At 45.3% G+C, this 23,297-nt stretch carries 24 protein-coding genes; all 24 read right to left on the bottom strand.

What is annotated here, in order from left to right; all coding sequences use genetic code 11:
- Positions 1–39: 39 nt before the first annotated feature.
- The gene (locus M654_RS03595; protein WP_026588910.1) at positions 40–273 is read right to left on the bottom strand and encodes a CsbA family protein; all 234 of its coding nucleotides are present in this window, start codon (positions 271–273) and stop codon (positions 40–42) included.
- A 124-nt stretch (positions 274–397) separates the two neighbouring features.
- The gene (locus M654_RS03590; protein ID WP_026588911.1) at positions 398–658 is read right to left on the bottom strand and encodes a DUF5316 family protein; all 261 of its coding nucleotides are present in this window, start codon (positions 656–658) and stop codon (positions 398–400) included.
- A gap of 134 nt (positions 659–792) precedes the next feature.
- Entirely contained in the window at positions 793–2,001 is a 1,209-nt protein-coding gene (locus M654_RS03585) for a PDZ domain-containing protein (protein WP_026588912.1), read from the bottom strand.
- Positions 2,002–2,300: 299 nt separating this feature from the next.
- Positions 2,301–2,654 carry a swarming motility protein SwrAA gene (swrA, locus tag M654_RS03580; RefSeq protein WP_035428513.1) on the bottom strand — a complete coding sequence of 118 codons (354 nt, stop codon included), beginning with the start codon at positions 2,652–2,654 and terminating at the stop codon, positions 2,301–2,303.
- 352 nt (positions 2,655–3,006) lie between these two features.
- Positions 3,007–4,398, bottom strand: a complete 1,392-nt coding sequence (gene ctpB, locus M654_RS03575) for a carboxy-terminal processing protease CtpB (protein WP_026588914.1) — start codon at positions 4,396–4,398, stop codon at positions 3,007–3,009.
- A gap of 123 nt (positions 4,399–4,521) precedes the next feature.
- On the bottom strand, positions 4,522–5,580 hold the full coding sequence (locus M654_RS03570) for a tartrate dehydrogenase (protein ID WP_026588915.1): 1,059 nt from the start codon (positions 5,578–5,580) through the stop codon (positions 4,522–4,524).
- A gap of 322 nt (positions 5,581–5,902) precedes the next feature.
- A complete protein-coding gene (locus tag M654_RS03565) occupies positions 5,903–6,598 on the bottom strand; it encodes an ABC transporter permease (protein ID WP_026588916.1) in 696 nt (231 codons plus the stop codon).
- Positions 6,598–7,446, bottom strand: coding sequence for an ABC transporter ATP-binding protein (locus M654_RS03560; protein ID WP_026588917.1), 849 nt, complete (start codon positions 7,444–7,446; stop codon positions 6,598–6,600). Before M654_RS03560 ends, M654_RS03565 begins: the two co-directional genes overlap by 1 nt.
- A gap of 141 nt (positions 7,447–7,587) precedes the next feature.
- On the bottom strand, positions 7,588–8,538 hold the full coding sequence (locus M654_RS03555; protein WP_026588918.1) for a LytTR family transcriptional regulator DNA-binding domain-containing protein: 951 nt from the start codon (positions 8,536–8,538) through the stop codon (positions 7,588–7,590).
- Positions 8,539–8,730: 192 nt separating this feature from the next.
- Positions 8,731–9,981, bottom strand: coding sequence for a murein hydrolase activator EnvC family protein (locus tag M654_RS03550; protein ID WP_026588919.1), 1,251 nt, complete (start codon positions 9,979–9,981; stop codon positions 8,731–8,733).
- A 95-nt stretch (positions 9,982–10,076) separates the two neighbouring features.
- Positions 10,077–10,967, bottom strand: a complete 891-nt coding sequence (gene ftsX, locus M654_RS03545; RefSeq protein WP_026588920.1) for a permease-like cell division protein FtsX — start codon at positions 10,965–10,967, stop codon at positions 10,077–10,079.
- Positions 10,960–11,646 (bottom strand): cell division ATP-binding protein FtsE, encoded by a 687-nt coding sequence (gene ftsE, locus M654_RS03540; RefSeq protein ID WP_026588921.1) that lies wholly within the window; start codon positions 11,644–11,646, stop codon positions 10,960–10,962. The genes ftsX and ftsE overlap by 8 nt, the downstream gene beginning before the upstream one ends.
- 341 nt (positions 11,647–11,987) lie before the next feature.
- A complete protein-coding gene (gene cccB / locus M654_RS03535; RefSeq protein ID WP_026588922.1) occupies positions 11,988–12,311 on the bottom strand; it encodes a cytochrome c551 in 324 nt (107 codons plus the stop codon).
- 45 nt (positions 12,312–12,356) lie between these two features.
- Positions 12,357–13,211 (bottom strand): YitT family protein, encoded by an 855-nt coding sequence (locus tag M654_RS03530; RefSeq protein WP_026588923.1) that lies wholly within the window; start codon positions 13,209–13,211, stop codon positions 12,357–12,359.
- A gap of 207 nt (positions 13,212–13,418) precedes the next feature.
- Positions 13,419–14,520 (bottom strand): peptide chain release factor 2 gene (prfB, locus tag M654_RS03525; protein ID WP_142246076.1). Its coding sequence is split into 2 segments (ribosomal slippage): positions 13,419–14,447 and positions 14,449–14,520, totalling 1,101 coding nucleotides; the frame shifts between segments, so codons are not numbered across the junction.
- A 60-nt stretch (positions 14,521–14,580) separates the two neighbouring features.
- Positions 14,581–17,106 (bottom strand): preprotein translocase subunit SecA, encoded by a 2,526-nt coding sequence (secA, locus tag M654_RS03520; protein ID WP_026588925.1) that lies wholly within the window; start codon positions 17,104–17,106, stop codon positions 14,581–14,583.
- Between the two features lie 153 nt (positions 17,107–17,259).
- A complete protein-coding gene (gene hpf, locus M654_RS03515) occupies positions 17,260–17,823 on the bottom strand; it encodes a ribosome hibernation-promoting factor, HPF/YfiA family (RefSeq protein ID WP_026588926.1) in 564 nt (187 codons plus the stop codon).
- Between the two features lie 271 nt (positions 17,824–18,094).
- Positions 18,095–18,472: a DUF8042 domain-containing protein gene (locus M654_RS03510; protein ID WP_026588927.1), complete on the bottom strand. Its 378-nt coding sequence runs from the start codon at positions 18,470–18,472 to the stop codon at positions 18,095–18,097.
- 9 nt (positions 18,473–18,481) lie between these two features.
- A complete protein-coding gene (locus M654_RS03505; protein WP_026588928.1) occupies positions 18,482–18,823 on the bottom strand; it encodes a flagellar protein FliT in 342 nt (113 codons plus the stop codon).
- Positions 18,823–19,224 (bottom strand): flagellar export chaperone FliS, encoded by a 402-nt coding sequence (gene fliS / locus M654_RS03500; RefSeq protein ID WP_026588929.1) that lies wholly within the window; start codon positions 19,222–19,224, stop codon positions 18,823–18,825. Before fliS ends, M654_RS03505 begins: the two co-directional genes overlap by 1 nt.
- 17 nt (positions 19,225–19,241) lie before the next feature.
- The gene (locus tag M654_RS03495) at positions 19,242–20,747 is read right to left on the bottom strand and encodes a flagellar hook-associated protein 2 (RefSeq protein ID WP_026588930.1); all 1,506 of its coding nucleotides are present in this window, start codon (positions 20,745–20,747) and stop codon (positions 19,242–19,244) included.
- 18 nt (positions 20,748–20,765) lie between these two features.
- Positions 20,766–21,104 (bottom strand): flagellar protein FlaG, encoded by a 339-nt coding sequence (flaG, locus tag M654_RS03490; protein ID WP_026588931.1) that lies wholly within the window; start codon positions 21,102–21,104, stop codon positions 20,766–20,768.
- Between the two features lie 250 nt (positions 21,105–21,354).
- Complete coding sequence (locus tag M654_RS03485) at positions 21,355–21,834, bottom strand: hypothetical protein (protein WP_142246075.1); 480 nt, start codon at positions 21,832–21,834, stop codon at positions 21,355–21,357.
- A 190-nt stretch (positions 21,835–22,024) separates the two neighbouring features.
- A complete protein-coding gene (locus M654_RS03480; protein WP_026588933.1) occupies positions 22,025–23,161 on the bottom strand; it encodes a flagellin N-terminal helical domain-containing protein in 1,137 nt (378 codons plus the stop codon).
- Between the last annotated feature and the right edge of the window lie 136 nt (positions 23,162–23,297).

Here is a 23,297-nt window from a genome sequence, read left to right as displayed (position 1 = left end):
CATCAAAAGCAGGGCTTCACAGCAAATTCACGGCGGTTTCTATGAGTCTTCCTTCTTTTCGCCGGCCTTTTTGGCCGCATAAAGAGCACCGGCCACAAGCGAGACGACATCAAGTCCTACGATAAAAAAGGTTTCCGTATAACCCTTTAAATAGGAAGCGAATAACAGCGCAGCCGTAAGCGCGATTCCGACATAATGATTATAGGTCACCCTTGTAAAAAACAAGACAAGGAAAAAAGGAAAAATTAGTGCAAAAACGGCTTTTGTAAACACAAAAACCCTCCTCACGTTTGTTGATCTTATTCGATTATATTAAAGAACAAAGAAACGGACAAACGCGGGCACTCACTTTTTTATGTTACCCAAATGAAAGCCGCATTATTCGAAAGCGGCTCTTCTAAAAGGCGAAAAATAATGAGATTCCGGCCGCCAATAGATTCGGCAGCGCAAAAACGGCGAGTCCATTCGTCATCTTTCCGTTCCCGTCTCTTCCACCAAAACGATCTCCGCTCACGAACGAAAGCAAGGCTGACAGAATCATTGAGCCAAGACCGGCTGTTCCGGAAATTTTGTAGATAAAGGTCCAATCGCCGGCAACCGCCGAAATCAGTGCAGCAGCAAAACATACGATTATACCCGAGAGAAAAGCCTTTTTCATTCAACCTACTCCTTCAACCAGATCTATTCATCACAATATCGGAACGTTAGAAAAAACACAATAAAAACGGTTCGCGTTTCTTTTACAACAAGAGAAAAAGCGCCTGAACCAGACGCTTTTTTGGGAAACCGGAATTAGTGCGTTTCCTTAGCCGCAGCCGTTTCGGCAAGGGCCGGAGCTTCATCTTTCACAAACAAAATCCCGAGCTCATGATGCTCTCCTTCATATGAAGCCCTCTGCTCAAAGCGGACCTCGTTGTTCAAGCCGACCACTTCAAGCTTGAAGAAGGCGCGGTTTTTTTGGAGTGCTTCATAAAAATCCGCTTCATTTTTGACTTCGATGCCGTTCACTTTCGTAATAATTTCGCCGATCTGAAGGCCGAGGCCGGCAGCCGGGGTGTTGGGAATGATTCCGAGCACCATCAGCCCGCGATCTCTTTTAGAAAAGTAGAAAGGTGCGGAATTATCGTTCATCCGCTGCTTCCAAGTCAGAAAGGCTCTGCCGGCCACAGCGGTGACGGCTGCTGCGGCGGCAAGCGGCGTCCACCATATACTTCCTGCTGCAATCAGCAATGTGATGATACCGAGAACACTGATGCGCCTTGCTGTAATTTTGATGCTGACAATCGGAAGCGACCCTTGAACCCGCTGCCCGAAACCGACAAAATACGGGATCCACAATAATTGAAAGGCGCCGTCGTGAACGGACAGAACAGGCCACCATGGGACGGACGATTCGATCGCCTGCCCGGGAATCAAAATGAACAAAGGCAGGAGCCAAACGCGGCCCGCGATCTGCTGTCCGATCGGCAGCCCCCTCCTGCTCATCACAATTGACGGGGACGTCCTGACATGGGCCGTTTTGTAAGCCAGCATCCCTTCAGTAAACAGAAGAAGACCGAGCAGGACGGCGGCTGCCGGCCAATTTGCGAAGGATAGCTGCGGGATCACCTGATCAATCGCGTCCGGATTGACGTACTCGAGCGAAATGCCGGCTAATATGCTCAAGCCGAGCGTGTAAGCCGAAGACAGCATGCTCTGCCTGAACGTTAAAGCACAAATTGCGGTCACTGCCGCAATGATGATCAGCATTCCGAACGGGAGGGACAGCCCAAGTCCAAAGGTAACAATGGACAGAAGGATGCCCGCCAAAATCCCTTTTGAATATGTAAACTGAAGTTCATCATAAATATCTTCAATGCGCGTATGAAATGTTTTTCTTTCACGTTTGATCCGGGCATAGCCGTAAGCCAAGCTCATGACCATCATAAAATAGAAGAGCGGGTGCACAAAAAACCATCCGGCTCCTTTTAAAAGTTCAATCAAGCTTTCTTCAACTGACAAGGAAACGTTCACCGCCTCAAACCAAGCATGCAGGTGCCGCCGCACATGCGACGGCCTTTTCACGTTGGATATTTTATGGAGAAATCCAGCTTGTCTTGGCATCCTTTAGCAAAGGAACAACAGAGGACGGACGCTCAGACGGAGACGCCTGAGCAGTGCCTCGATTCGTCACTTGCAAGACGCCGGGCGCTTTTAAACGCGCATTCGTGACGAGAAATGCCAGCACCTTCAGGCAAGCTGGTGCATTTTATTATTATTCTAACAAATAATAAAATCCTTGGGTATGGTAAACGCGAGGTTTATTTTTCTTGGCTCATCCAAAGCGTCACATTGGAGAGCGAAAAATCCTTTAAATAATGATTGACCTCAACATCCAAAATATCTCCAATCAGCTGCATGGACCGTTTGATATCTGTTAAATTGATGCCAAGGCGCTTATGGTTGTCCATCAAATAGTTGAAATAAAGCTCCGCACATTCCTCATTAATGTCTTCCACACTCTCAACGGAAGTGTAGTTCACGAGGTATCTGCTGAACAGCATCAGCAGCCCCACTGCCTTTGTAGCGGAAAATGTAACGTCTTGTGATCGAACTTTTAACTGCTCCACTAATTCATAGTATTTTTTCTCTCTCACAATACTTGCCCTTTTCAATCGTGTACCCCCATTTATGATTTATATATAAGAAAAGCGCAAGCGTCAGACGACTCCACCAACCAGAGACGAAGAACGCAAACAGCGCTAACATTCTTCGCAAAAAAAATGCACGCATTATAATTTATGAAAGGTCTGTTTCTATTTTAAAAACTTTTCCTTTGCTATACAACTTGCAAAAGTTACATTTTTACTGCATCTTTACATCCTTATAAAGTCTCCCATATACTTATGTTATCGGGTCATTTCTATTCATTATGAATGTTTTTTTTATGAAAAAACAAAAATTTTAGGTAAAAAGGTTGAGAATTTACTTTCCGAATATAAGAAAAGTGAGGATATTCCGTTATCCTCACTTTTTGTCAAATAGCACTTTCAACGCTGCCTGAAGCTGCAGATCGTTTTGATCATCCATCTTTTTTTCCTCGATCCGAAGATTCATTGTATTTGCCGTTTTTTGGTCAATGACCCCATTCTTTTTCATCTTATTTTGTGCCTGAAAGGCCAGCACCGCTTTTTTAGTGCCTTCATGGAAGTATCCGTCATACCGGCCCGGATCAAAGCCAAGACCTTTTAAAAGCAGCTGGGCGCGCTTGATTTCACGGCTGTTCATATCGAGCTTGAGCGGCTCTTTCAGCTGTACAGGTCCCACTGAGAAATAAGCAGGCTGTGCTACGGGAACGGTCGGCTGGATTCCTTTCTTATGGATCCAGTTTCCTTTTGGTGTCAGCCATTTATACAAGGTCAGCTTGATATTGCTTCCATCCCCCATCGGAACAGCCTGCTGCACAGTGCCTTTCCCAAAAGAAGGGTCGCCGACGACCTGATAACCCTCCGCTTCTTTTAATGCACCGGCAAGAATTTCCGAAGCGGAAGCGCTCCCTTTATCCGTGATCACACTTACAGGATATGGCTTTTTCTCTTTAAGTTTGGAGAAGTATTGCTTTTTATTTCCGTTTCTTTCGGCAATTTGAATATACGGATGATCTTTTGTCACAAAATGTTTTAAAATTTCTTCAACACTTTGCAAATATCCTCCGGGATTCCCCCTCACATCCAACACAAGACCTTTTATTCCCTTTTTCTCAAGCCTTTTCAGTTCTGCCGCAAAATCCTTGGCTGTATGTTCGGAAAAAGAAGAAATCGCGATGTAACCGACCGGCTTGTTCTGTACTTTCTTAATGGATGCAAAAACGGTCTCAAGCGGGATTTCGTCGCGTTTGATCTTAAATGTCAGCTGATCTCTCATACCGGGGCGGTGAACCTTCAGCGTAACCGTAGAACCCTTTTTTCCCCTGATCTTAAGTACGGCATCATTCAAATCCATTCCCGCCATCGATTCTCCGTCAATGCTCAAAATTTCATCATTCGGTTTTAATCCGGCCTTTTCTGCCGGAGACCTTTTAAATGGGGAAACGATGATGATCTTTCGGTCTTCCATGCCAATTTCCGCACCGATTCCTTCAAAGGAGGAATCAAGAGAATCGGAAAATCGTTTTGCAGTCTGTTTATCCATATAAACGGAATATGGGTCGTTTAATGTTGAAAGCATGCCTTGAATGGCGCCTTCCAACAGCTTTTCTTTATCTACCTGCTCTACATATTCGTTTGAGATCAGATCGTACGCTTTTTCAATCTTCTGCATGGCTTCATCTTTGCCCTCCGCAAGGGCTGGGGCAGCACCTGATAAAAGACCATACAGCAGGCAGACGGCCATGATGAGACGTGCAATTTTCTGGTTCATCCTATACCTCCTCTTCTCGCTGCACTATGTTTGCTTGATGTAGTATGTGCCAACATTGCTGTTTTCATGTAATGAAGGGTTCAAAAAAACCGCCGGATGACACCGGCAGTTTTTCATTGTTACCTATGCATATTTGAGACGTTTGATCACTTCATCTGTCACTTCTTCCGTCGTATACGCTCCGCCAATATCAGGGGTTAAAAAGCCGCTTTTCAGCACATCTTCAATGACATCCAGCAGTTTGCTTCCAAGCTCCTCTTCCCCAAAATGGTCGAGCATCATTTTCGCCGTCCAGATTTGTCCGATTGGATTGGCGATCCCTTTTCCGATAATATCGGGCGCTGAGCCGTGCACCGGTTCAAACATGGACGGATATTTGCCGTTTACATTGATATTGGCCGCAGGCGCGATACCTACACTACCCATGATCGCCGCCCCGATATCGGTTAAAATGTCGCCGAACAGGTTGCTGGCAACGATAACGTCAAACTTCTCAGGCTTCGTGACAAAAAACGCCGTCAGCGCGTCAATGTGCTGTGAGTCGGTTGCGATATCCGGATAATCCTTGGCGGTCTGTTTAAAGACTTCATCCCAGAAAGGCATCGAATGAATGATTCCGTTTGACTTTGTCGCACTCGTGACATGTTGTTTACGTTTGGCTGCCATCTCAAACGCAAAGCGCATCGCCCTTTCCGCTCCTCTTCTTGAAAAAACGGCGTTTTGGATGGCGATTTCTTCTTCATCTCTGTAGATTCTTCCGCCGACCGTGCTGTATTCGCCTTCGCTGTTTTCGCGGACGACAAGCAGATCAAAATCTTTCGGGTTGGCTAAAGGTGATTTGATCCCTTGTAAAAACTTCGCCGGTCTAATATTGATGACTTGTTCGAATTCACGGCGTATTTTAATGAGCAGCCCCCATAATGAAACATGGTCCGGCACAAGCTTGCTGTTGCCGACAGCTCCCAAAAATATGCTGTCAAAGTCCTTCAGCCGCTCCAACCCGTCTTCAGGCATCATTTCCCCGTGCTCCAAATAATACTCACAGCTGTATGGAAATTCTGTAAACTGAAATGAGATTCCTCCGTGAACATCAGAAACCGCTTTCAAAACACGCTGTGCTGCAGGTACGACTTCTTTTCCCACACCGTCTCCAGGTATGCTGGCAATGTTGAATACTTTCATCGGCCAATCTCCTCGCTTTTTTTAAATTGTCGACAGTCGACTGATATCACTTTCATTCTATACCTGGAGATATTTTCTGACAAGCTGATTTTATGAACGTAAAGATGAGGGTTGTTTTATTTTCATTGTAACAATAGCCTTGTTGGCTTTCACTGGATGTACATTATCTCTCAGCCTTGGATGGTGAAGTAATACCAGGCGAAAGCAATATAAAAAACAGCTGCACTCTTATCGAAATGCAGCTGCATGAAGCTGGAAAAGGTACGCTTTTTCAAGTCTCACTTCGTTGGCGGGAGTTCCCCAGCCTTTTTAAAAAGCCCTATTAATCGTCTGTCATCGTCTTCTTAAAACAAACATACATAAACAGGGCTGCGCCTAAAACCCAAACAGCTATAATACCGAGTGGCAGCCAGGAGTTGGTATCGTGTATCTCAATTGCTTGCATGATTGGAAAAGTATCTGCAACTTTGATGATGATACTGTCTTTATCCAAACCAAGAAATTCAATCATCGATGTAAATCCGAACAGAAACATCACTGGCATGATGTATGCAGACGTTGCAGCGATTGACTTGGAAAATAGGCCAATGCCAATGCCAAGCAATAAAAAGTATAAGAACAATAAGATCAACCCAAGAAGCGCTCTGAAATGAAGAAACGGGTCAAAACCAACGATTAGTAGTGATACAACAAGGGAAATAAAAGTCATCAATCCGATCACAAGACTTTTGCCGACAATAATATCGAGAAACGACGCTGGTGACTGAATCAGACCGCGTAATGTCTTCTTTTCATTTTCCTCTGCCATCATGGTCATCATGCCGCTTGAAGTAACCGCTGAATACGTTGCCCCAACAATGATATATATGACATAAATAGGGAGCTCTTTGCCAGCGCTCATCCGCTCATATAAAAGCGATAATATAATCGGGATCAACGGCATCATCAATAGCATCATATTTTTCATAAAGTCTTTTATATCTTTTTCAAAGATGGCACTTATACGTTGAATATTCATTATATCAGCTCCTCCCCAGTCACTTTCAAAAAGATTTGGCCGAGCGTCGGATTGTCGGTATGCATTGATTTCACTCGATTGTGTATCACCAATTCCTTAATCTGATCCGCATTTTCCGGTTTATTTTTGATGACGATCCGTTCTCCATCAAATGTTTCAACATGAAATGCGTGCGTCGAGTACTTGTAACGGAGTACATCTGGACGATCCATTTCCACTATTTCACCTTTATGCAAAAATGCAACACGGTCACACAATTCATTCGCTTCCTCCATATTGTGCGTTGTCAGAAAAATGGTTGTTCCCGCTTCATTCAGCTTCTTTAGTCCACGGTGAATGTGCGCCATATTTCCCGGGTCCAATGCAGATGTTGGTTCATCCAGAAATACCAGTTCAGGTGTATGAATGAGTGCTTTAGCCAAAAGTACACGCTGTTTCATCCCTTTTGACAACTTCGAGACCGTTTTCGTTCGCTGATCGTGCAGGTTAACCTCACGCAACATCACATCGATTTGACTTAGCGGAGCATGGTACAATTTACAAAATAATTTCAGATTATCATAGATCGTCAGTCGCTCATATAGTGAACTGTTATCAGATAGGATCCCGACCTTGGATTTAAAATCAGCTGTTCCAATTCGGGATGAATCCATCCCGAGCACCGTTACTTTACCCGCCGATTGTCCAAGTTCTCCGGTTAAGATTTTAATCGTTGTTGTTTTGCCTGATCCGCTTGGTCCAAGCAATCCAAAAATTTCACCCTTTTTCACATGAAAACTGACATCTTTAATGGCTGTGTGTCGTCCAAACGATTTCTGCATTCCTGTTACTTTTATTGCATTTTCCAACTGAAAACCCCCTTCGATGATCGACTCTCATCGTAACGGATATAACCAGTTGATGCAGTGATATGAGAATGGAATGTACCATCCCGAAGGTAAACTGTACTAAAATACGTGCAAATGCTGTTTGTATGGGGTGAACGGTACCTATTTCAGACTGAATTTTTCCTGAATGTCTTGTATTTTCGTTCGCGACAACGGAATCGTCGACTGGGATTTGTTATCGATTCGCAGTGAATATGTATTTTTAGACCATGTAATGATTTCACGGACTTTTTGTAAATTGACGATATACGAACGATGACATCGATAAAATCCATAAACCGCTAATTTTTTCTCGATTTCTGCCAGTGTGGAATCCATCGCATATGATTCATCATGAACAACGATCATCGCTTTGCCATCCTGACTTTCGATGTAGTCAATCTCCAAGGGATCAAATAATATCATCTTGTCATCGACTTTCGCCGGGACCTTGAAAAAATTTGTAGTCGTCGCTGTTCCACTGTTTTTAGCTTCCGTTGCCCTTTCTTCTCCTTCGATGATTTCGATTTTTTGTAAACCATTTTTCTGAAGTTTGTATGCTATATCCCCAAGCAGCAGTGCGTGTTCCATATTGGATAATAAGATCATGACAGGTATGTGGCGATCCCTCAACTTTTGCAGCATGTTCATAAAAGTATTTATTGTTCTGACATCAGTGCCATGGATCGGCTCGCGGAAGATCATCGGGTGAACACCGCTCATGAAATACTTCGCAAAATAGACACGGCGAATGTCAGATTCCGAACATTTATGCAGCGTTTTTTTGGCACAGTTTTGCAGTTCAAACAGTACAAGAATTTCCGGCAGTGGCGTTTCACAACCGAACCATTTATGGAAAAAAGCGATATTCCCCTCCACCGTCAGACGCTGATACAAACCTTCCTGTTGATCAAAAACGGTCAATTTGCCATTGTTCTCGAGGACCTTTACGAGTTCGGCCTGTATCTCCGTATCACTATATACTGCCGCGGCATAAGTATCCTCGATCGTAAGCGTAAATGGCGGGAGCGACTCGCTGTTTATCATCTCTTCATTTATTGTAAAATGTGTCATCATGTAAACTCCTGTTCAAACAGATCTTCTTTTTTCAGATTAATTTAGTATACCATGAAGTGCTTTGGAGTTTATTCTACTTTTTTGGTTTGATGAGTCCATAGCAAAATCTCCTGAAAAAAGGTGGTGCCACGGAGATCGCTAAAATGACAAAAAACCGGTTCGGTCTACATGGACCGAACCGGTTTGATATTATAGCGGTATATAATTCGCTGGGTCAACGGCGTTTGATTTTGCGTTGTTCCACAGGCCTTTATGAATCTCGAAATGGAGGTGCTGACCAAAAGAGTGCCCTGTGTTCCCCATCGTGCCAATCACTTGTCCCTGACTGACGCGCTGGCCTGTCCGTACTTTGAGTGAAGACATGTGGGCATAAACCGTTTGATACGTTTGCCCATTGATGTTATGGGTGATGAACACAACATTTCCATAGCTTGACGAGTAGTGCGCATTATACACGGTCCCCGCAGCCGCTGCATGAATCGGTACACCTGAGCCTCGCTTGGCAATATCTATACCAAAATGGTTTCCGCCCGAACGATGCCCAAAGCCTGAAGACAGCCTCCCTGAAGCAGGGCGGATAAAGCCTGAGCTGCTTGGAGCGGACGGTTTTGCATCGGAAGCTTTTGAATTTCCGCTTTGTGCCTTTCGGCGCTCTTCAGCTTCCTGCTTTTTGCGCAGTTCTTCTTCCGCTTTTATCGCCTCATTCTGGCGCTTTAAAACGTCGGCTTCATTTTCAAGTGAGCCAAGCTCATCGTGTACATGGTCTTGATCCTGTTTCACTTTCGCCATCACTTTTGTTTTTTCTTTTTGCTGCTCATCCAGTGTCTTTTTTAATTTTTCCAAATCTTTAAGCGCTTTTTCAAGGCTTTCCAGGTTTTTATTCAGCTTTGCTTCTTTTTTCTCCACGAGCTGAAGGTCCTTTTTCTGCTCTTCCATTAAATCCTTGTCCGCCGTCACAATGGTCGATACTGCGCTGGCACGGCTGATGAAATCCGCAAACGAATCCGAGCCGAGAAGAACATCTATGTATTGAACGTTACCGCCGTTTTCCTGCATGGATCGGACCCGCTCTTTCAATATGCGGTCACGCTTCTCTATCTTCTTTTTCAGCTTTTGAATCTGCTGTTTCAGTTCGTCGATCTGCTTCTTCGTTTGCTCGATTTCTTCTTTTTTCTTTTCAAGCTTTTCATTCGTGTCGGTCATTTTGCCGTCAATCTTCTCGATATCGCTCTTCAAGCTTGCTTCCTTTGACTCTAGCTCGGAAAGTTCCCGCTTCTTTTTTTCAAGTTTTGACTGGTTTTCCGACTGCTTGCTCTGAACGTCGCTCTTCTTTTTCTCCAAGTCTTCGTAAGCTAAAGCATGGTTGCTTTTGATCGGGATTAAAATCGCCGACATTCCGACTGCGGCAGTCAATCCCAATGTCATAAGCTTTCTTTTCAACCTTGGTACCTCCTTGCCCTTAAGAATCAAGGGAGCCCTGCACTTGACAGGCAATCCCTGCTTTAAACATGACAGAACCGGCGGTAAGCGCCGGTTTAAACTTTCAAGAATTTTCGAATCGACATCAAGCTTCCCCATACGCCAATAATGCCGCCGATCAGCATCAAAATGGCGGAAACCTGGAACACGAACGGATTGTATGGCAATAACTCAATAAAAGTTCCTTGCACTTTTGGAGCAATCCATTGAATAGCTTGATCATACATTCCGACCAGGATCGCGATTGGAATGATGGAGCCGCATACACCGAGCAGCAGACCTTCGATAAAGAAAGGCCAGCGGATAAACCAGTTTGTCGCGCCTACAAGCTTCATAATCTCGATTTCTTTCCGTCTTGCAAAAATCGTAATTTTAATGGTGTTAGAGATTAGGAACATTGCTGTAAACAAGAGACCGACAACTAATCCAATTCCGATGGCTTTGGTAACATTGCTGATTTTAAACAGACGGTCAACTTGCTCTTTCCCGTAGTTCACCTTATAAACGCTGCCGAGCTTCTCGATTTTTTTGGCCGCTTTTGGCGTATCCTGAGGATTGGACGTTTTGACGATGAACGCATCGTTCAACGGATTTTCCTGCTCAAACATTGCAAAGACGTCCCCGTCTTCCCCAAAACTGTCTCTTAAGTTTTTAAGCTCCTCATCTTTTGAAGAGTATTTAACACTGCTGACTTCTGGAATGTCTTTAATATCTTTTTCAAGCTGAGCTCTTTTATCTTCATTGGCTGTTAAGTCGATTAAAACTTTGACTTCTACTTGTTTTTCGACGTTTGATGTCATATGCAATAGGTTGAACATGATCACCAAAAATACCCCGACCAAGATGAGTGTTACGGTTACAGCACTGATGGATGCGAAGGTCATCCACGTGTTTCTCCCGAGAGATTTCAGACTCTCGCGCAAATGCCGTCCGAGAGTTCTAATCATAAGAACCATACTCCCCTCTAGATTCATCACGCACAATGACTCCGTCTTCGATTGCGATGACACGTTTCTTCATGGTGTTGACGATTTCTTTATTATGAGTCGCCATAACGACTGTTGTTCCGCGGTTGTTGATTTCTTCAAGCGTTCGCATGATTTCCCAAGATGTCTCCGGGTCAAGGTTTCCCGTCGGCTCGTCCGCTATGACCACATCAGGGCTGTTGACGATTGACCTTGCGATCGATACCCTTTGCTGCTCACCGCCTGAAAGCTGGTCGGGAAATTGCCTTGCCTTATGCTTCAGCTGTACGAGATCAAGGACTTCAAGCACTTTTTTCCTGATGACCTCAGGTCGCTCCCCGATGACTTCCAAAGCAAATGCGACATTTTCAAACACCGTCAGCTTCGGCAGCAGTTTAAAGTCCTGGAAGACGACGCCGATTTTTCTTCTGACATATGGAATATCTTTTTCTTTTACTTGGGCCAAATTTTTCTTGTTGATGACAATCTTCCCTTTGGAAGGCTTTTCCTCGCGGTAGATCATTTTAATAAAGGTTGACTTTCCGGCTCCGCTGGGCCCGACAACATAAACAAACTCCCCGGGATATATTGAGATGCTTATTCCGTTCAGCGCTGAAACCCCGTTGGAATAAGTCTTATACACATCTGTCATTTCGATCATGTAATCACCTAATCTTTTATGTTTATACGGTCATACTCTTCGAAACCGTATGTCGTTTTATGTCCTTTATCAATCCGCTTGCAGTCCGCAAGCTGTGTTGCTCTCTTTTTCAACAACACCCATTATACGTCAAGATTAGACAAAATGATATTACAGTTTTGTTTCAATAACGACATTAGTTATAGGAAAAACGTAAAATCCCCCAGAAAATGTGTACTTTAGGCCTTTTCCAAGACGAAATAACCTGTTTTACCCACTTTTTCATTAGGTAAAAAGAATCATTCAACACAAAAAGAACCTTTTTCACTCCCGTGTGAAAAAGGTTCCCCCTGGGACGCTTCCTATTTTTTCTCGGAAAGCCATTTTGCAATCTCTTCTGCTTCATCTTCTTTGACAAGGTTTCCCGGCATATTGCCGCGGCCATTGACAACGATGTCTTTAATTTCTTTTTCATCATATTTGCCGCCGACTTCTTTCAAGCTCGGCGCAGAGCCGCCGGCCAGATCCTTGCCGTGGCAGCCTGTGCAGTTTTGTTGGTAAATTTCTTCCCCGTCAGATGCAGTCGCTTGCCCGCCTGTATTTTTTTCTTTGCTTTCATTGTTGCCTCCGCAGGCGGCGAGCACAAAGGAAACAGCCATAAACAGAGTAAACAGCTTCATTTTCATTTTGAGGTCAGCTCCTTTTACAAATCAATCCTATTATACCTTCGATCACGCGCGTTTGAAACCCTCTCCGAGCACCTCAGAAGCGTCCATAGCAATGACAAATGCAGACTCATCAATGTGCTTCACCAGTTGTTTCAGCTTTGTGAACTCCGTTTGGCCGACAACACACATCAGGATGGGACGTTCATCATCCGTATAGCCCCCGACAGCCGAGATTTTTGTAATGCCTCTGTCGATCTTCTTCAAAACCGCTTGTCGTACTTCTTCTTCCCGGTTTGTAATAATCATCGCCATTTTTGAGCGATTCAAGCCGAGCTGAATGACATCGATCGTTTTGCTCGATATGTAAACGCCAAGCATGGCATAAAGCCCTTGCTCAATATTAAAAACGAACATCGCCGACAGCACGATCGTTCCATCTATCAGTGCCAGGCACTTCCCCTGGGACAGCCCTGTGTACTTATGAATGATTTGAGCCGCAAGCGCAGTCCCACCTGTCGAGCCTCTCCCAAGGAAAACCATTCCGATTCCCGCTCCGATCCCGACGCCGCCAAAAATGGCTGCCAACAGCGCATTTTCCGTCGCAGGCGCGATATTCCTCGTCAGATAGACAACAAGCGGGAGAAACACAGATCCAACAAGCGTCTTTACTCCGAACTTCCCGCCAAGGATCAAGACGCCGGCGACAAATAAAGGAATATTAAAAGCCCATTGGACATAGGCCGCTTCAAAACCGAATGATTGCAGTATCGTACTGATTCCGCTGACCCCGCCGGCTGCAATCCGGTTCGGCAGCAAAAACATGTTAAATGTGACAGCGACAATCGCCGACCCTAAAAGAATGTAGCCGTAATCGCGCATCGCCTGCCAAACGTGATATCTTTTCTTGTCAAATGTCATGTATGTCATCCCCCGCACATTTCTTTACCAATCGAGAGTATAGCATTTCGCCTATTGTAAGTAAATAACAGCCGGATAACGTGTTAATCGGATAAAGCGGCAGAGGAGCAAAGGTTGTCCCGCTCTTACGACTTATCATGGACAAACGCTGACGGGTTTAGCCGCATCAAAAAAAAGACACATCCGATATGGATGTGTCTCATTCATTTAGGACAGCTTTGAACGCAAGTATGCATCAATGAACGAATCGATGTCACCGTCCATGACAGCCTGCACGTTCCCCATTTCCGTATTGGTGCGATGATCTTTGACAAGAGAATACGGATGGAAAACATATGAACGGATCTGGCTTCCCCAGCCGATTTCCTTTTGTTCGCCGCGAATTTCATCGAGCTGTGCCTGCTGCTCCTCAATTCTGCGCTGATACAGCTTTGATTTGAGCATTTTCATCGCGCGCTCGCGGTTTTTAATTTGCGAACGTTCTGTTTGGCATGTGACGATGACCCCTGTCGGCAAGTGGGTGATACGGACGGCCGAGTCCGTCGTATTGACGTGCTGTCCGCCCGCTCCGCTCGCCCGGTACGTATCGACTTTAATATCTTCCGTGCGGATCTCGATATCAATTTCTTCATTGAATTCAGGCATGACATCACAGGAAACGAACGACGTATGCCTGCGGCCTGAGGAGTCAAACGGAGAAATCCTGACGAGCCTGTGCACGCCTTTTTCCGCTTTTAAATAACCGTATGCATTATGTCCTTTGATCAAAAGTGTGACGGACTTGATTCCCGCTTCATCGCCGGGGAGGTAATCAAGTGTCTCCACTTTAAATCCGCGGCGCTCAGCCCATCTCGTATACATTCTGAGAAGCATGGAGCCCCAATCCTGGGATTCGGTTCCGCCGGCGCCCGGATGAAGCTCAAGGATCGCATTGTTTTTATCATACGGCTCACTTAACAATAGCTGCAGCTCAAATTCATTGAACCGCTTTGTCAAGCTTTTCAGCTCGTCTACGAGTTCAGCCTGAAGATCAGGATCCGGGTCTTCTTTTAAAAGATCGTGCGTCATTTGCAGATCTTCATGCGACTCGCTTAAATCTTTGTATGTGTTGACATAGTCTTTTAGGCCATTCGCTTCATTGATGATCGTCTGCGCTTTTTGCTGATCACCCCAAAAGTCAGGGTCAGCCATCTGCTCTTCTAATTCTTTAATTCTCGCTTCCTTTGCTTCGAGGTCAAAGAGACCCCCTAAAGTCCGCTAATCGAGTAGCCATATTTTCAAGTTCCTGTCTGATTTCAACTAATTCCATGTTCTTCACCTCATCATGTATTCAAGCCGGAGCAAAATAAAAAGAGGCGCACACCTCTTTTTATTCTGTTCTTCCGCAGCAGTTTTTATATTTTTTTCCGCTTCCGCAGTAACACGGGTCGTTTCGGCCGATATCGACCGCTTTGCGGACCGGTTTTTTCTTCGCCTGTTTGGCCTCATCGCCTTCTTGCGGCTGATGGGCTGTCGTCTGTCCTTGAACAACCTCTTCGCGCTCAAGGTTGTTTTCAATTTCAGCCTTCATGACGAATTTTGAAACGTCATCCTCGATGGCGGCGACCATGTTTTCAAACATGGCGAAGCCTTCCATCTGATATTCACGGAGCGGATTTGTCTGGGCGTATGCCCGCAGATGAATGCCTTGACGGAGCTGATCCATCGCGTCAATATGATCCATCCATTTCGTATCCACTTCGCGAAGAACGATCACTTTTTCAAATTCGCGCATTTGTTCTGCGCCGTATCTCTCTTCTTTTTCATTGTATTTCGTTTTGATCCTGTCAAACACAAGCTCTGTGATTTCCTCAGGCTCTTTTCCGAAAATGTCGCTCTTTTCAAGCAGCCCATCATCAAGGAAGTTCGCATTGATCAGTTCGACGAGCCCGTCGAGATTCCACTCTTCAGGCAGCTCCTCTCTCGGAGTGAACGAAGCGACGGTCCGTTCCAGTGAAGATTTGATCATGTCTTCGACGATGGAGCGGAGGTTGTCGGAATCAATCACCTCAAAGCGCTGCTTGTAGATGACCTCGCGCTGCTGGCGGAGGACATCGTCATATTGCAGAAGCTGCTTACGGGCGTCAAAGTTGTTTCCTTCGACACGTTTTTGTGAAGATTCGACCGCTCTTGACACCATCTTGCTTTGGATTGGTGTCGAATCATCCATCCCGAAACGATCGAGCATCGCCATCGTCCGCTCGGCTCCGAACCGCTTCATCAATTCATCTTCCATTGACAGATAAAATTGCGTGATCCCGGGGTCTCCCTGACGTCCTGAGCGTCCGCGGAGCTGGTTGTCAATCCGGCGCGATTCATGGCGCTCGGTCCCGATAACCGCAAGCCCTCCAAGCTCTTTGACACCTTCGCCAAGCTTGATGTCCGTTCCGCGTCCCGCCATGTTCGTCGCGATCGTCACCGCGCCTTTTTGGCCGGCGTCTTCAATGATCTGCGCTTCGCGTTCATGGTTTTTCGCGTTCAACACCTGATGCGGGATTCCCTTGTTTTTCAGAAGCTTGGAAATCAATTCAGACGTTTCGACCGCAACGGTGCCGACAAGAACCGGCTGTCCGACCATATAGCGCTGGGCGACATCCTCGGCGACCGCTTTAAATTTGCCTTCCATCGTTCGGTAAATCAAATCAGGACGGTCATCCCGGGCAATCGGCTTGTTCGTCGGAATCGTCACAACCTGCATGTTGTAGATGTTGCGGAATTCCTCTTCTTCCGTCTTCGCCGTACCCGTCATACCGGCCAGCTTTTCATACATCCGGAAGTAGTTTTGGAAGGTGATCGTCGCAAGCGTCATGCTTTCATTTTGAATTTCCAGCCCTTCCTTCGCTTCAATCGCCTGGTGGAGTCCGTCGCTGTAGCGGCGGCCCTTCATCAGACGACCTGTAAAGGAATCGACGATGATAACCTGTCCTTCTTCCACGACATAGTCAACATCTTTATGCATCGCCGCATGCGCTTTTAACGCCTGGGCGATATGGTGGTTTAATGCCACATGGCGGACATCGAACAGGTTTTCGATGCCAAACGCTTTTTCCGCCTTTGTCATGCCTTCTTCCGTCAGCTGAACAGCTTTTGTTTTAATATCGTATGTGTAGTCCTGTTCAGCTTTTAATGTCCGCACAAACGCGTTGGCCTGCACATAAAGCTTCGTCGATTTGGCCGCTTGTCCGGAAATAATCAGCGGTGTTCTCGCCTCATCAATCAAGATCGAATCGACTTCATCGATGACCGCGAAATGAAGCGGACGCTGAACCATCTGCTCTTTATAAAGAACCATGTTGTCCCGCAAGTAGTCAAAGCCAAGCTCATTGTTGGTCGAATACGTAATATCGGCGCCATAAGCCTCGCGTTTCTCGTCTTTTGACAGACTGTTCAAGTTCAAACCGACCGTCAGTCCGAGAAATTGAAAGATTTGCCCCATCTCTTCGGCGTCGCGGCTTGCCAGGTATTCGTTGACCGTCACGACGTGGACGCCTTTTCCGGAAAGCGCGTTTAAATAAACGGGCATCGTGGAAGTCAATGTTTTACCTTCCCCCGTTTTCATTTCGGCGATATTTCCTTCATGAAGGGCAATCCCCCCCATCAGCTGAACTTTAAACGGAAACATGCCGGTGACGCGCCGGGAGGCTTCCCTGACGACGGCAAACGCTTCTGTTAAAAGGTTATCAACCGATTCGCCTTTCTCAAGCCGTTCTTTAAACTCGATCGTTTTATGTTTCAGCGCTTCATCAGAAAGCTTTTCCATCTCCGCTTTGAGCGCATCAATCTCATTCGCCTTCTTTTCATAACGGCTGAGCGTGCGTTTTGTCGGATCAAACACTTTATTTAAAATTCCAAGCATAGAATAACGCTCCTCTGTAATTTTCCTTGTTTAAACAGTGATTTATATATATCAATTATCATATCACACCTTTTGTCATTTCCAAACAATTTACCGCAGATCAACGGAAAAAATCCCCTCTGCGGGGCAACCGAGAGGGGTGCTGCTCATTCTTTATTCATTCGGTTCGATCAAACCGTACTTTCCGTCGTTTCTTCGATAAACCACATTGGTCAGATTGGTTTCGGCGTTCGTGAAGACATAGAAGCTGTGTCCAAGCATATTCATTTGTAAAATCGCTTCTTCATTATCCATCGGTTTTAAGTTAAAACGCTTTTGACGGACAACCTGCGGCTGTTCATCATCTGTCGCTTCCTCATGGAGGGCGGTGCCGATGCCGTTCCCTTCCGCAAATACATATTTCGGAGAACCCTTTTCGCGAAATTTGCGATTCACTTTTGTTTTATGCTTGCGAATTTGACGTTCCAGTTTGTTTACTGCTAGATCTACTGCTGTGTACATATCTTCGTGATGAACTTCCGCACGGAGAGAGAGGTCTGTCATTGGAATTGTCACTTCAACCTTTGATTCCTGATCATTGTAAAATTTCAAGTTGACCTGGACAATCGCATCGACGTTATTTTCAAAATAACGCTCCAGCTTTCCAATTTTCTTCTCGACGTGTTCTCTTAACGCTGCCGTTACCTCAATGTTTTCTCCTCTGACGTTGTACTCCATCAAAAGAACGCCTCCTTTATATTAAGGATATGTAAATACATTTCTCCTTTTCCCTTCTGAAATCCTGCATAAACGTAAAAATTATGTGAAAAATCCGTGAATTTTGACGAATTTTGTCCTTCAAGATGTCACCGATGTAAATTCCCTTTTGGAATCCTAGATATATGCAGGAACGGAAGAAATCAGAACGTTACTTTCGAAACTCGGACAAAGCCCCTCCCTTTCTAAACAAAACGGCCATACACCCGACATGCTGCCGGGCGTATGGCCATCAATGGATCACATACGGTCTCATGCATTGATGAATCGCATTCATCCATTTTCGGTAAAGCGGTAAAAAACGGTTGATCAAATCGTGGTGAAACTCAGCGGAAGGATAATTGTGATAAATCAGACGGTCAAACTCGCGGAAGACCCTGTCAAAGAAACGAATGGACGATTTGACACAGCTTGTCTCCACTATTGAAAGCAGAACCGTGTGCGATGAATCCAATTGAAAAAAAGCATAGATCAAATCGTTAAAAATCCGCTCCCCTTCCGTCTTCTCCAAGTTTTGATTCGCCTCGATCAAATAGCAAAACCCTTCTTCAATCGTAAACAAAAGCTGATAATACGTTGTTAAAAGCATATAATCCTCGGTGCTTGTCAAATGTCTCACCTATTTGCGCTTGTCATAATAGCGGCCGTCGATCGTGATATTGTTGTATGGGTTCATATACGTATTGTGCAGGGTGCGCTTCTTCTTCACTTGGATCAGCTCTTGTTTGACGGCCTGCTGCAGCCTTTTCAGCTCATCAACAATCAATGGATCCCATTCCATCACTTGAGCCATCTGGTGTTTTTCTTCAGTAGAAAGGGGAAGCTTGATCTCTTTGAGCAAGTCCTCCCGCTTCGCCAGAAAGTCTTCAATGGTCTGAAGCAGCTCATCAGTTTCTGGGGCACCCTTGATCTCTGACAGCATGTTTTTCGTTTCGCTGTATATGAGCTCTGTTCTGCTCATCATGCCTGCCCGCCTGATCCGTGCCGGCCCTGCCGTTCGATTTGCATGACCTCTTTCCACGTATCGCGAAACTCAATGACATACCCCTCGGCTTCGCGCAGGATGTCGAGATCATTATGAATATTGGCATCCACCAGGCGTCGGTAAATGTATTCGTACATGGCCGCCATCGATTCGCCTATTTCGATGCTTCTGTCAAGGGTGATGTTCAATTCCCGGATGATATTTTGCGCCTTTACCAGGTTTTCATTTTTCATTTCCATGTCGCCCTGCTCAATTCCCTGCTGAGCTTTTTTAATAAATTTCAGGCAGCCGTTATACAGCATGAGCGTTAACTCCCCGGGGGAAGCGGTGTTTACTGAATTTTGCTGGTAAGCTGCGTAAGGGTTGTTAATCGCCATTGTTTTGATCCTCCATATTATGATGCGCTAAACATCTGGCTGATGTATTCAGATTGAGAATTCATTTTTTGAATCGCCGTCTCCAACGCGGTGAACTTGTTATAGTAACGGTTTTCGATATCTTTTAAACGGTTTTCCATATCGGAGATGCTGTTTTCGACAGATGACAGACTTTTGCCCAAAATATATTGAGAAGATGCCAAACCGGAATTTCCGGCTTTTTTCTCGATTTGGTTAACCGTGTCCTCCAAGGTTTCCCGGAGTCGTCTGGCAATCCCTTTTTCCCCTGATGTCACGCCGTCCGCTTTAAATAAATTGACGACAGCCTGAGGGTCTTCAGCGATTTTTTCCTTCAGTTTATCTTCATCGATTTCCAAATGCCCGCGCAAAGAATAGATGCTTGTTGTCGTAATGCCGAATTCGGCCAGCTGCAGGGTCTGTCCATTGACAGACACGCTTTCGTACATCTTAGCCCGCATCGCGTTGGTGCTGCCTGACAAAATGGAGTCGTTGCGAAGCAATCCGCTTTTCGCCTTTTCTTCCCACAGTTTGATTTCATCCTCTGACATTGCCTTCTTTTGCTCGTCAGTCAAAGGCTGATAGTCTCTGTACTTGTTTTCGTTCAGCTTTGAATTGATTTCGTCGACCAGTTCATTGTATTTGTCGACAAATTCTTTGATGCTGTCATAAATCCCGTCTACATCGGTGGCGGTTGAAATGGTCACTGGTGTGTCTGTGTCGGCGATTCCCGTCACACCGGTGAGCGTGTACTCTACACCATTGACATTAAAGGTATTTGATGACTTTTTCATCTCAAGGCCGTTGAAGGTGATGACGGCGTCAACGCCTTCTGTGCTGGCTGTCAGGTTGTTGGAGGCATCGAGCGTGAAACCGAGCTGATCCGACATAAAGCTTGCCGTCGCAGAATCAGCCGCCTGAATCACCCCGCCGGCGCCTGTCGCATTGGACGTTAAAGCGATCGTTTCGACATAATCACCGGCTGCATTTTTAATATTTTCTTTCATCGCAGTTACGCCAAGCCCAGAGCTGTTGATTTTAGATACGACCTGGTCGAGGGTATCCGAGCTGGATATTTTGATGCTGACCGGGCTGGATTTCGTCTCTCCCGGTTTCGTAACGTTAAAAGTCAGCGTTCGGGCTGAACCTGCGGTGTAATTAATCGTACCTGTCGACTTATATGTAGACGCGGTCGCAAGGTTTCCCACCTTAATTTGTGTTGTGACATTGTTTTCTGCATTGACCGCCTTGGCCGTCACTTTTGATGTATCTGAACTTGAAACCGTTTTTTTATTGTAGTTTGTAGATAGGATCATATTATCAAAGACATATTTAGAGAACTCTTCAAGTTTCTTGTTGATGTCGCGGTAGCTGTCGCGCTGCCATTCTAAGCGCTGTTTCTTCTGATTGAGCTTGTCCAGAGGCGTTCGCTCCGCCCTCATCAAATTTTCAACCATAGAATCTATATCCATTCCGCTGGCAAGCCCGGTAATTCTTGTTACCATCACGCATTCTCTCCTTTATTATAAAGATTTATCAACAATCAAGCCCATAAACTCAGCCATCGCCGCGTAGAAATCGAGCCATTTTTTAGGCGGAATTTCCCGGATGACTTCGTTCGTTTTATTATCTACTACTTTAACAAAATATTCATTTAATTTTTCATGAAGTTCAAACTGAAGGTGAATTTGTGTTGGTTCCAGCAGGCGATTTGCTCCCTCAACCGTCTTCTGCAGTTCCGGAAAAGAAACTTCGTACTCAGCTGAATTCCCTCGCTCCTGTTCCTCAACAGGATTCGCCGCCTTTAACTGATAAGCATTCATAATCCGGTCGGAAATCGAATGGACGCTCTCAATTGACATCTATTTCATCCCCCATGCTTTGATCTATCGTTTATATCGGTTAGGTTTAGTCAAGTTCAATATTTATTGGAAAAAAACTTGTTTGGTTTCACTTGAAAAATCGATTTTAAAATGAAGCTGATTTTTCATTGTATCATGGATTTGCTAAAGGAATGGCTGCGGATTTTGGAGGCCGCCGTTTTGCGGAGGTTCTGTTTTCGAGGCTTATCATGAAAAATCCGGACAGAAACAAGATCTGTCCGGATGTCTCTTATTCATAGTAGAGGATAGCGTTTCCTCTCAATGTAACTGGAGCAGATGTATTGTTGACAGCTTGAATCACGTATGTCTTATCAGTCGATAAAACGCTCGTGGCGAATGCTCTTGAATAATAGCCGTTCACATTTGTGACATCGACATAGCTGATGACGGGGCCGACTTCATAGCTGCTGATTTTCTCCCTGAGCTGGTATCTGACTCTGGCGGAAGTGCCTTGCGCTTCCTGAAAGCCGCTGATCGTCAGGATCGTATCGTATTTGCAGTACACCGTGTCCAACGTCACTTCTCCGCCTGTCGTTGAAATGGACTTGTTCCATGCCCCGACGGTTTCAATGCTTGCCGGTTTCAAAACGGCTGATTTTACGGCCGCTGCTTGAGGCTGCGGCTGCTCAGCGGCAAAAGCGGGTCCGCTCATTGATAAAGCGAGCGCGGAAACCGAAAGCATGGAAACACAAGCTTTTTTAACATTCATCATTTAACTCCCCCTTTTTATGTCTTCAATATATCAATTAAACACGTTTCTTCCATTTACCTTCCAATAAATATGGATAATTTACGAAAATACATTCATACAAAAAAAGCTTGTCAGCCAAGGTTTTATCGAAAAACCAGGGCTGACAAGCAAAAGACCCCGGCTGTCGCCAGAGTCTTTTTTAGTCCGATTAACGTAATAATTGAAGTACGCCTTGAGGCTGTTGGTTCGCTTGCGCAAGCATTGCTTGAGAAGCTTGAGTCAGGATGTTGTTTTTCGTGTAAGACATCATTTCTTTCGCCATGTCTACGTCACGGATACGAGACTCAGCAGCTGTCAAGTTTTCAGAAGATGTATCAAGGTTGTTGATTGTGTGCTCAAGACGGTTTTGCACCGCACCAAGTTTCGCACGCTCAGCAGATACACTGTCGACTGCAGATTTAACAGTCGTTAAAGCTTTTGAAGCTGCGTCTTTAGTAGTGATGTCGATACCTTTTGTGACTGTATCTCCATCAGATAGCTTATCAATAGCAAGAGACTGTTTTGCCAGATTTGTTGAGTCATAGTATCCTGCTGATTCGGTGTATGCTACTTCATTAGCATTTAACGAACCCGCAAATACTAAATCGCCACCAGCATTATAAAATCCTTCACCTTTAGCTCCTGTTGCATTATAAGTACCGATTGTATTGCCGTCACTATCTAAAAGGTTTGCTCCAGTACCATCAGCTGCGACATCTCCTCCATCTTTCCATGTAAGAGTGTTACCCGCTGCGTCCGTTAGATTATCACCGGTTGCATCAGCAGTGAACAGTGTACCCACTTTCAATGTTTCAGCATCCATTTTGCCGATGGAAAGGCTGATGGTTTGACCTTCGTTTGCTCCGATTTGGAACGTCATGTCTTTAGCTGTTCCGTCGATCAGCTTTTTCGTGTTGAACTCAGTGTCAGTTGAAATTCTTGTGATTTCAGAAGCAAGCTGATCCATTTCTTTTTGCAGCTCGGCACGGTCAGTGTCCGTGTTTGTGTCGTTGACCGCTTGTGTTGCAAGCTCGTTCATGCGTTGAAGGATGCTGTGTGTTTCGTTCAATGCACCTTCAGCTGTTTGGATAAGAGAAATGCCGTCTTGGGCGTTTCTTGAAGCCATGTCCAAGCCGCGGATTTGCGCGCGCATTTTTTCGGAAATCGCAAGTCCGGCAGCGTCGTCACCAGCGCGGTTGATGCGAAGACCAGAAGATAGTTTCTCCATGTTTTTGCTGGCAGCGTTTGTGCCAGAAGTCAGTTGGCGGTGCGTGTTCAGCGCCGCGATGTTGTGGTTGATTCTCATTTTGTTTTCCTCCTTGAAATGGGTGTCGAGCACGTCCATGTGCATCATTGCGGCAGTTTCCGAGTATCGCGTTCACCCTTGTCCTGCTACATCCTTTATATCGGAGTGGAGGATAGTTTGTTTAGCTTAAAAATGA

Origin of the sequence: Bacillus sp. NSP9.1, assembly GCF_000465465.2 — a bacterium.
Lineage (GTDB): Bacteria > Bacillota > Bacilli > Bacillales > Bacillaceae > Bacillus > Bacillus sonorensis_A.
This window is presented reverse-complemented; position numbering and strand designations above follow the sequence as displayed.

Coding starts and splice junctions, on each gene's coding strand:
- M654_RS03590 (WP_026588911.1), bottom strand. CDS start 658: ATGAAAAAGGCTTTTCTCTCGGGTATAATCGTATGTTTTGCTGCTGCA.
- ctpB (WP_026588914.1), bottom strand. CDS start 4,398: ATGAACCAGAAAATTGCACGTCTCATCATGGCCGTCTGCCTGCTGTAT.
- M654_RS03570 (WP_026588915.1), bottom strand. CDS start 5,580: ATGAAAGTATTCAACATTGCCAGCATACCTGGAGACGGTGTGGGAAAA.
- M654_RS03565 (WP_026588916.1), bottom strand. CDS start 6,598: ATGAATATTCAACGTATAAGTGCCATCTTTGAAAAAGATATAAAAGAC.
- M654_RS03555 (WP_026588918.1), bottom strand. CDS start 8,538: ATGACACATTTTACAATAAATGAAGAGATGATAAACAGCGAGTCGCTC.
- ftsX (WP_026588920.1), bottom strand. CDS start 10,967: ATGATTAGAACTCTCGGACGGCATTTGCGCGAGAGTCTGAAATCTCTC.
- ftsE (WP_026588921.1), bottom strand. CDS start 11,646: ATGATCGAAATGACAGATGTGTATAAGACTTATTCCAACGGGGTTTCA.
- cccB (WP_026588922.1), bottom strand. CDS start 12,311: ATGAAAATGAAGCTGTTTACTCTGTTTATGGCTGTTTCCTTTGTGCTC.
- M654_RS03530 (WP_026588923.1), bottom strand. CDS start 13,211: ATGACATTTGACAAGAAAAGATATCACGTTTGGCAGGCGATGCGCGAT.
- secA (WP_026588925.1), bottom strand. CDS start 17,106: ATGCTTGGAATTTTAAATAAAGTGTTTGATCCGACAAAACGCACGCTC.
- hpf (WP_026588926.1), bottom strand. CDS start 17,823: ATGGAGTACAACGTCAGAGGAGAAAACATTGAGGTAACGGCAGCGTTA.
- M654_RS03505 (WP_026588928.1), bottom strand. CDS start 18,823: ATGAGCAGAACAGAGCTCATATACAGCGAAACGAAAAACATGCTGTCA.
- fliS (WP_026588929.1), bottom strand. CDS start 19,224: ATGGCGATTAACAACCCTTACGCAGCTTACCAGCAAAATTCAGTAAAC.
- M654_RS03495 (WP_026588930.1), bottom strand. CDS start 20,747: ATGGTAACAAGAATTACCGGGCTTGCCAGCGGAATGGATATAGATTCT.
- flaG (WP_026588931.1), bottom strand. CDS start 21,104: ATGTCAATTGAGAGCGTCCATTCGATTTCCGACCGGATTATGAATGCT.
- M654_RS03485 (WP_142246075.1), bottom strand. CDS start 21,834: ATGAATGTTAAAAAAGCTTGTGTTTCCATGCTTTCGGTTTCCGCGCTC.
- M654_RS03480 (WP_026588933.1), bottom strand. CDS start 23,161: ATGAGAATCAACCACAACATCGCGGCGCTGAACACGCACCGCCAACTG.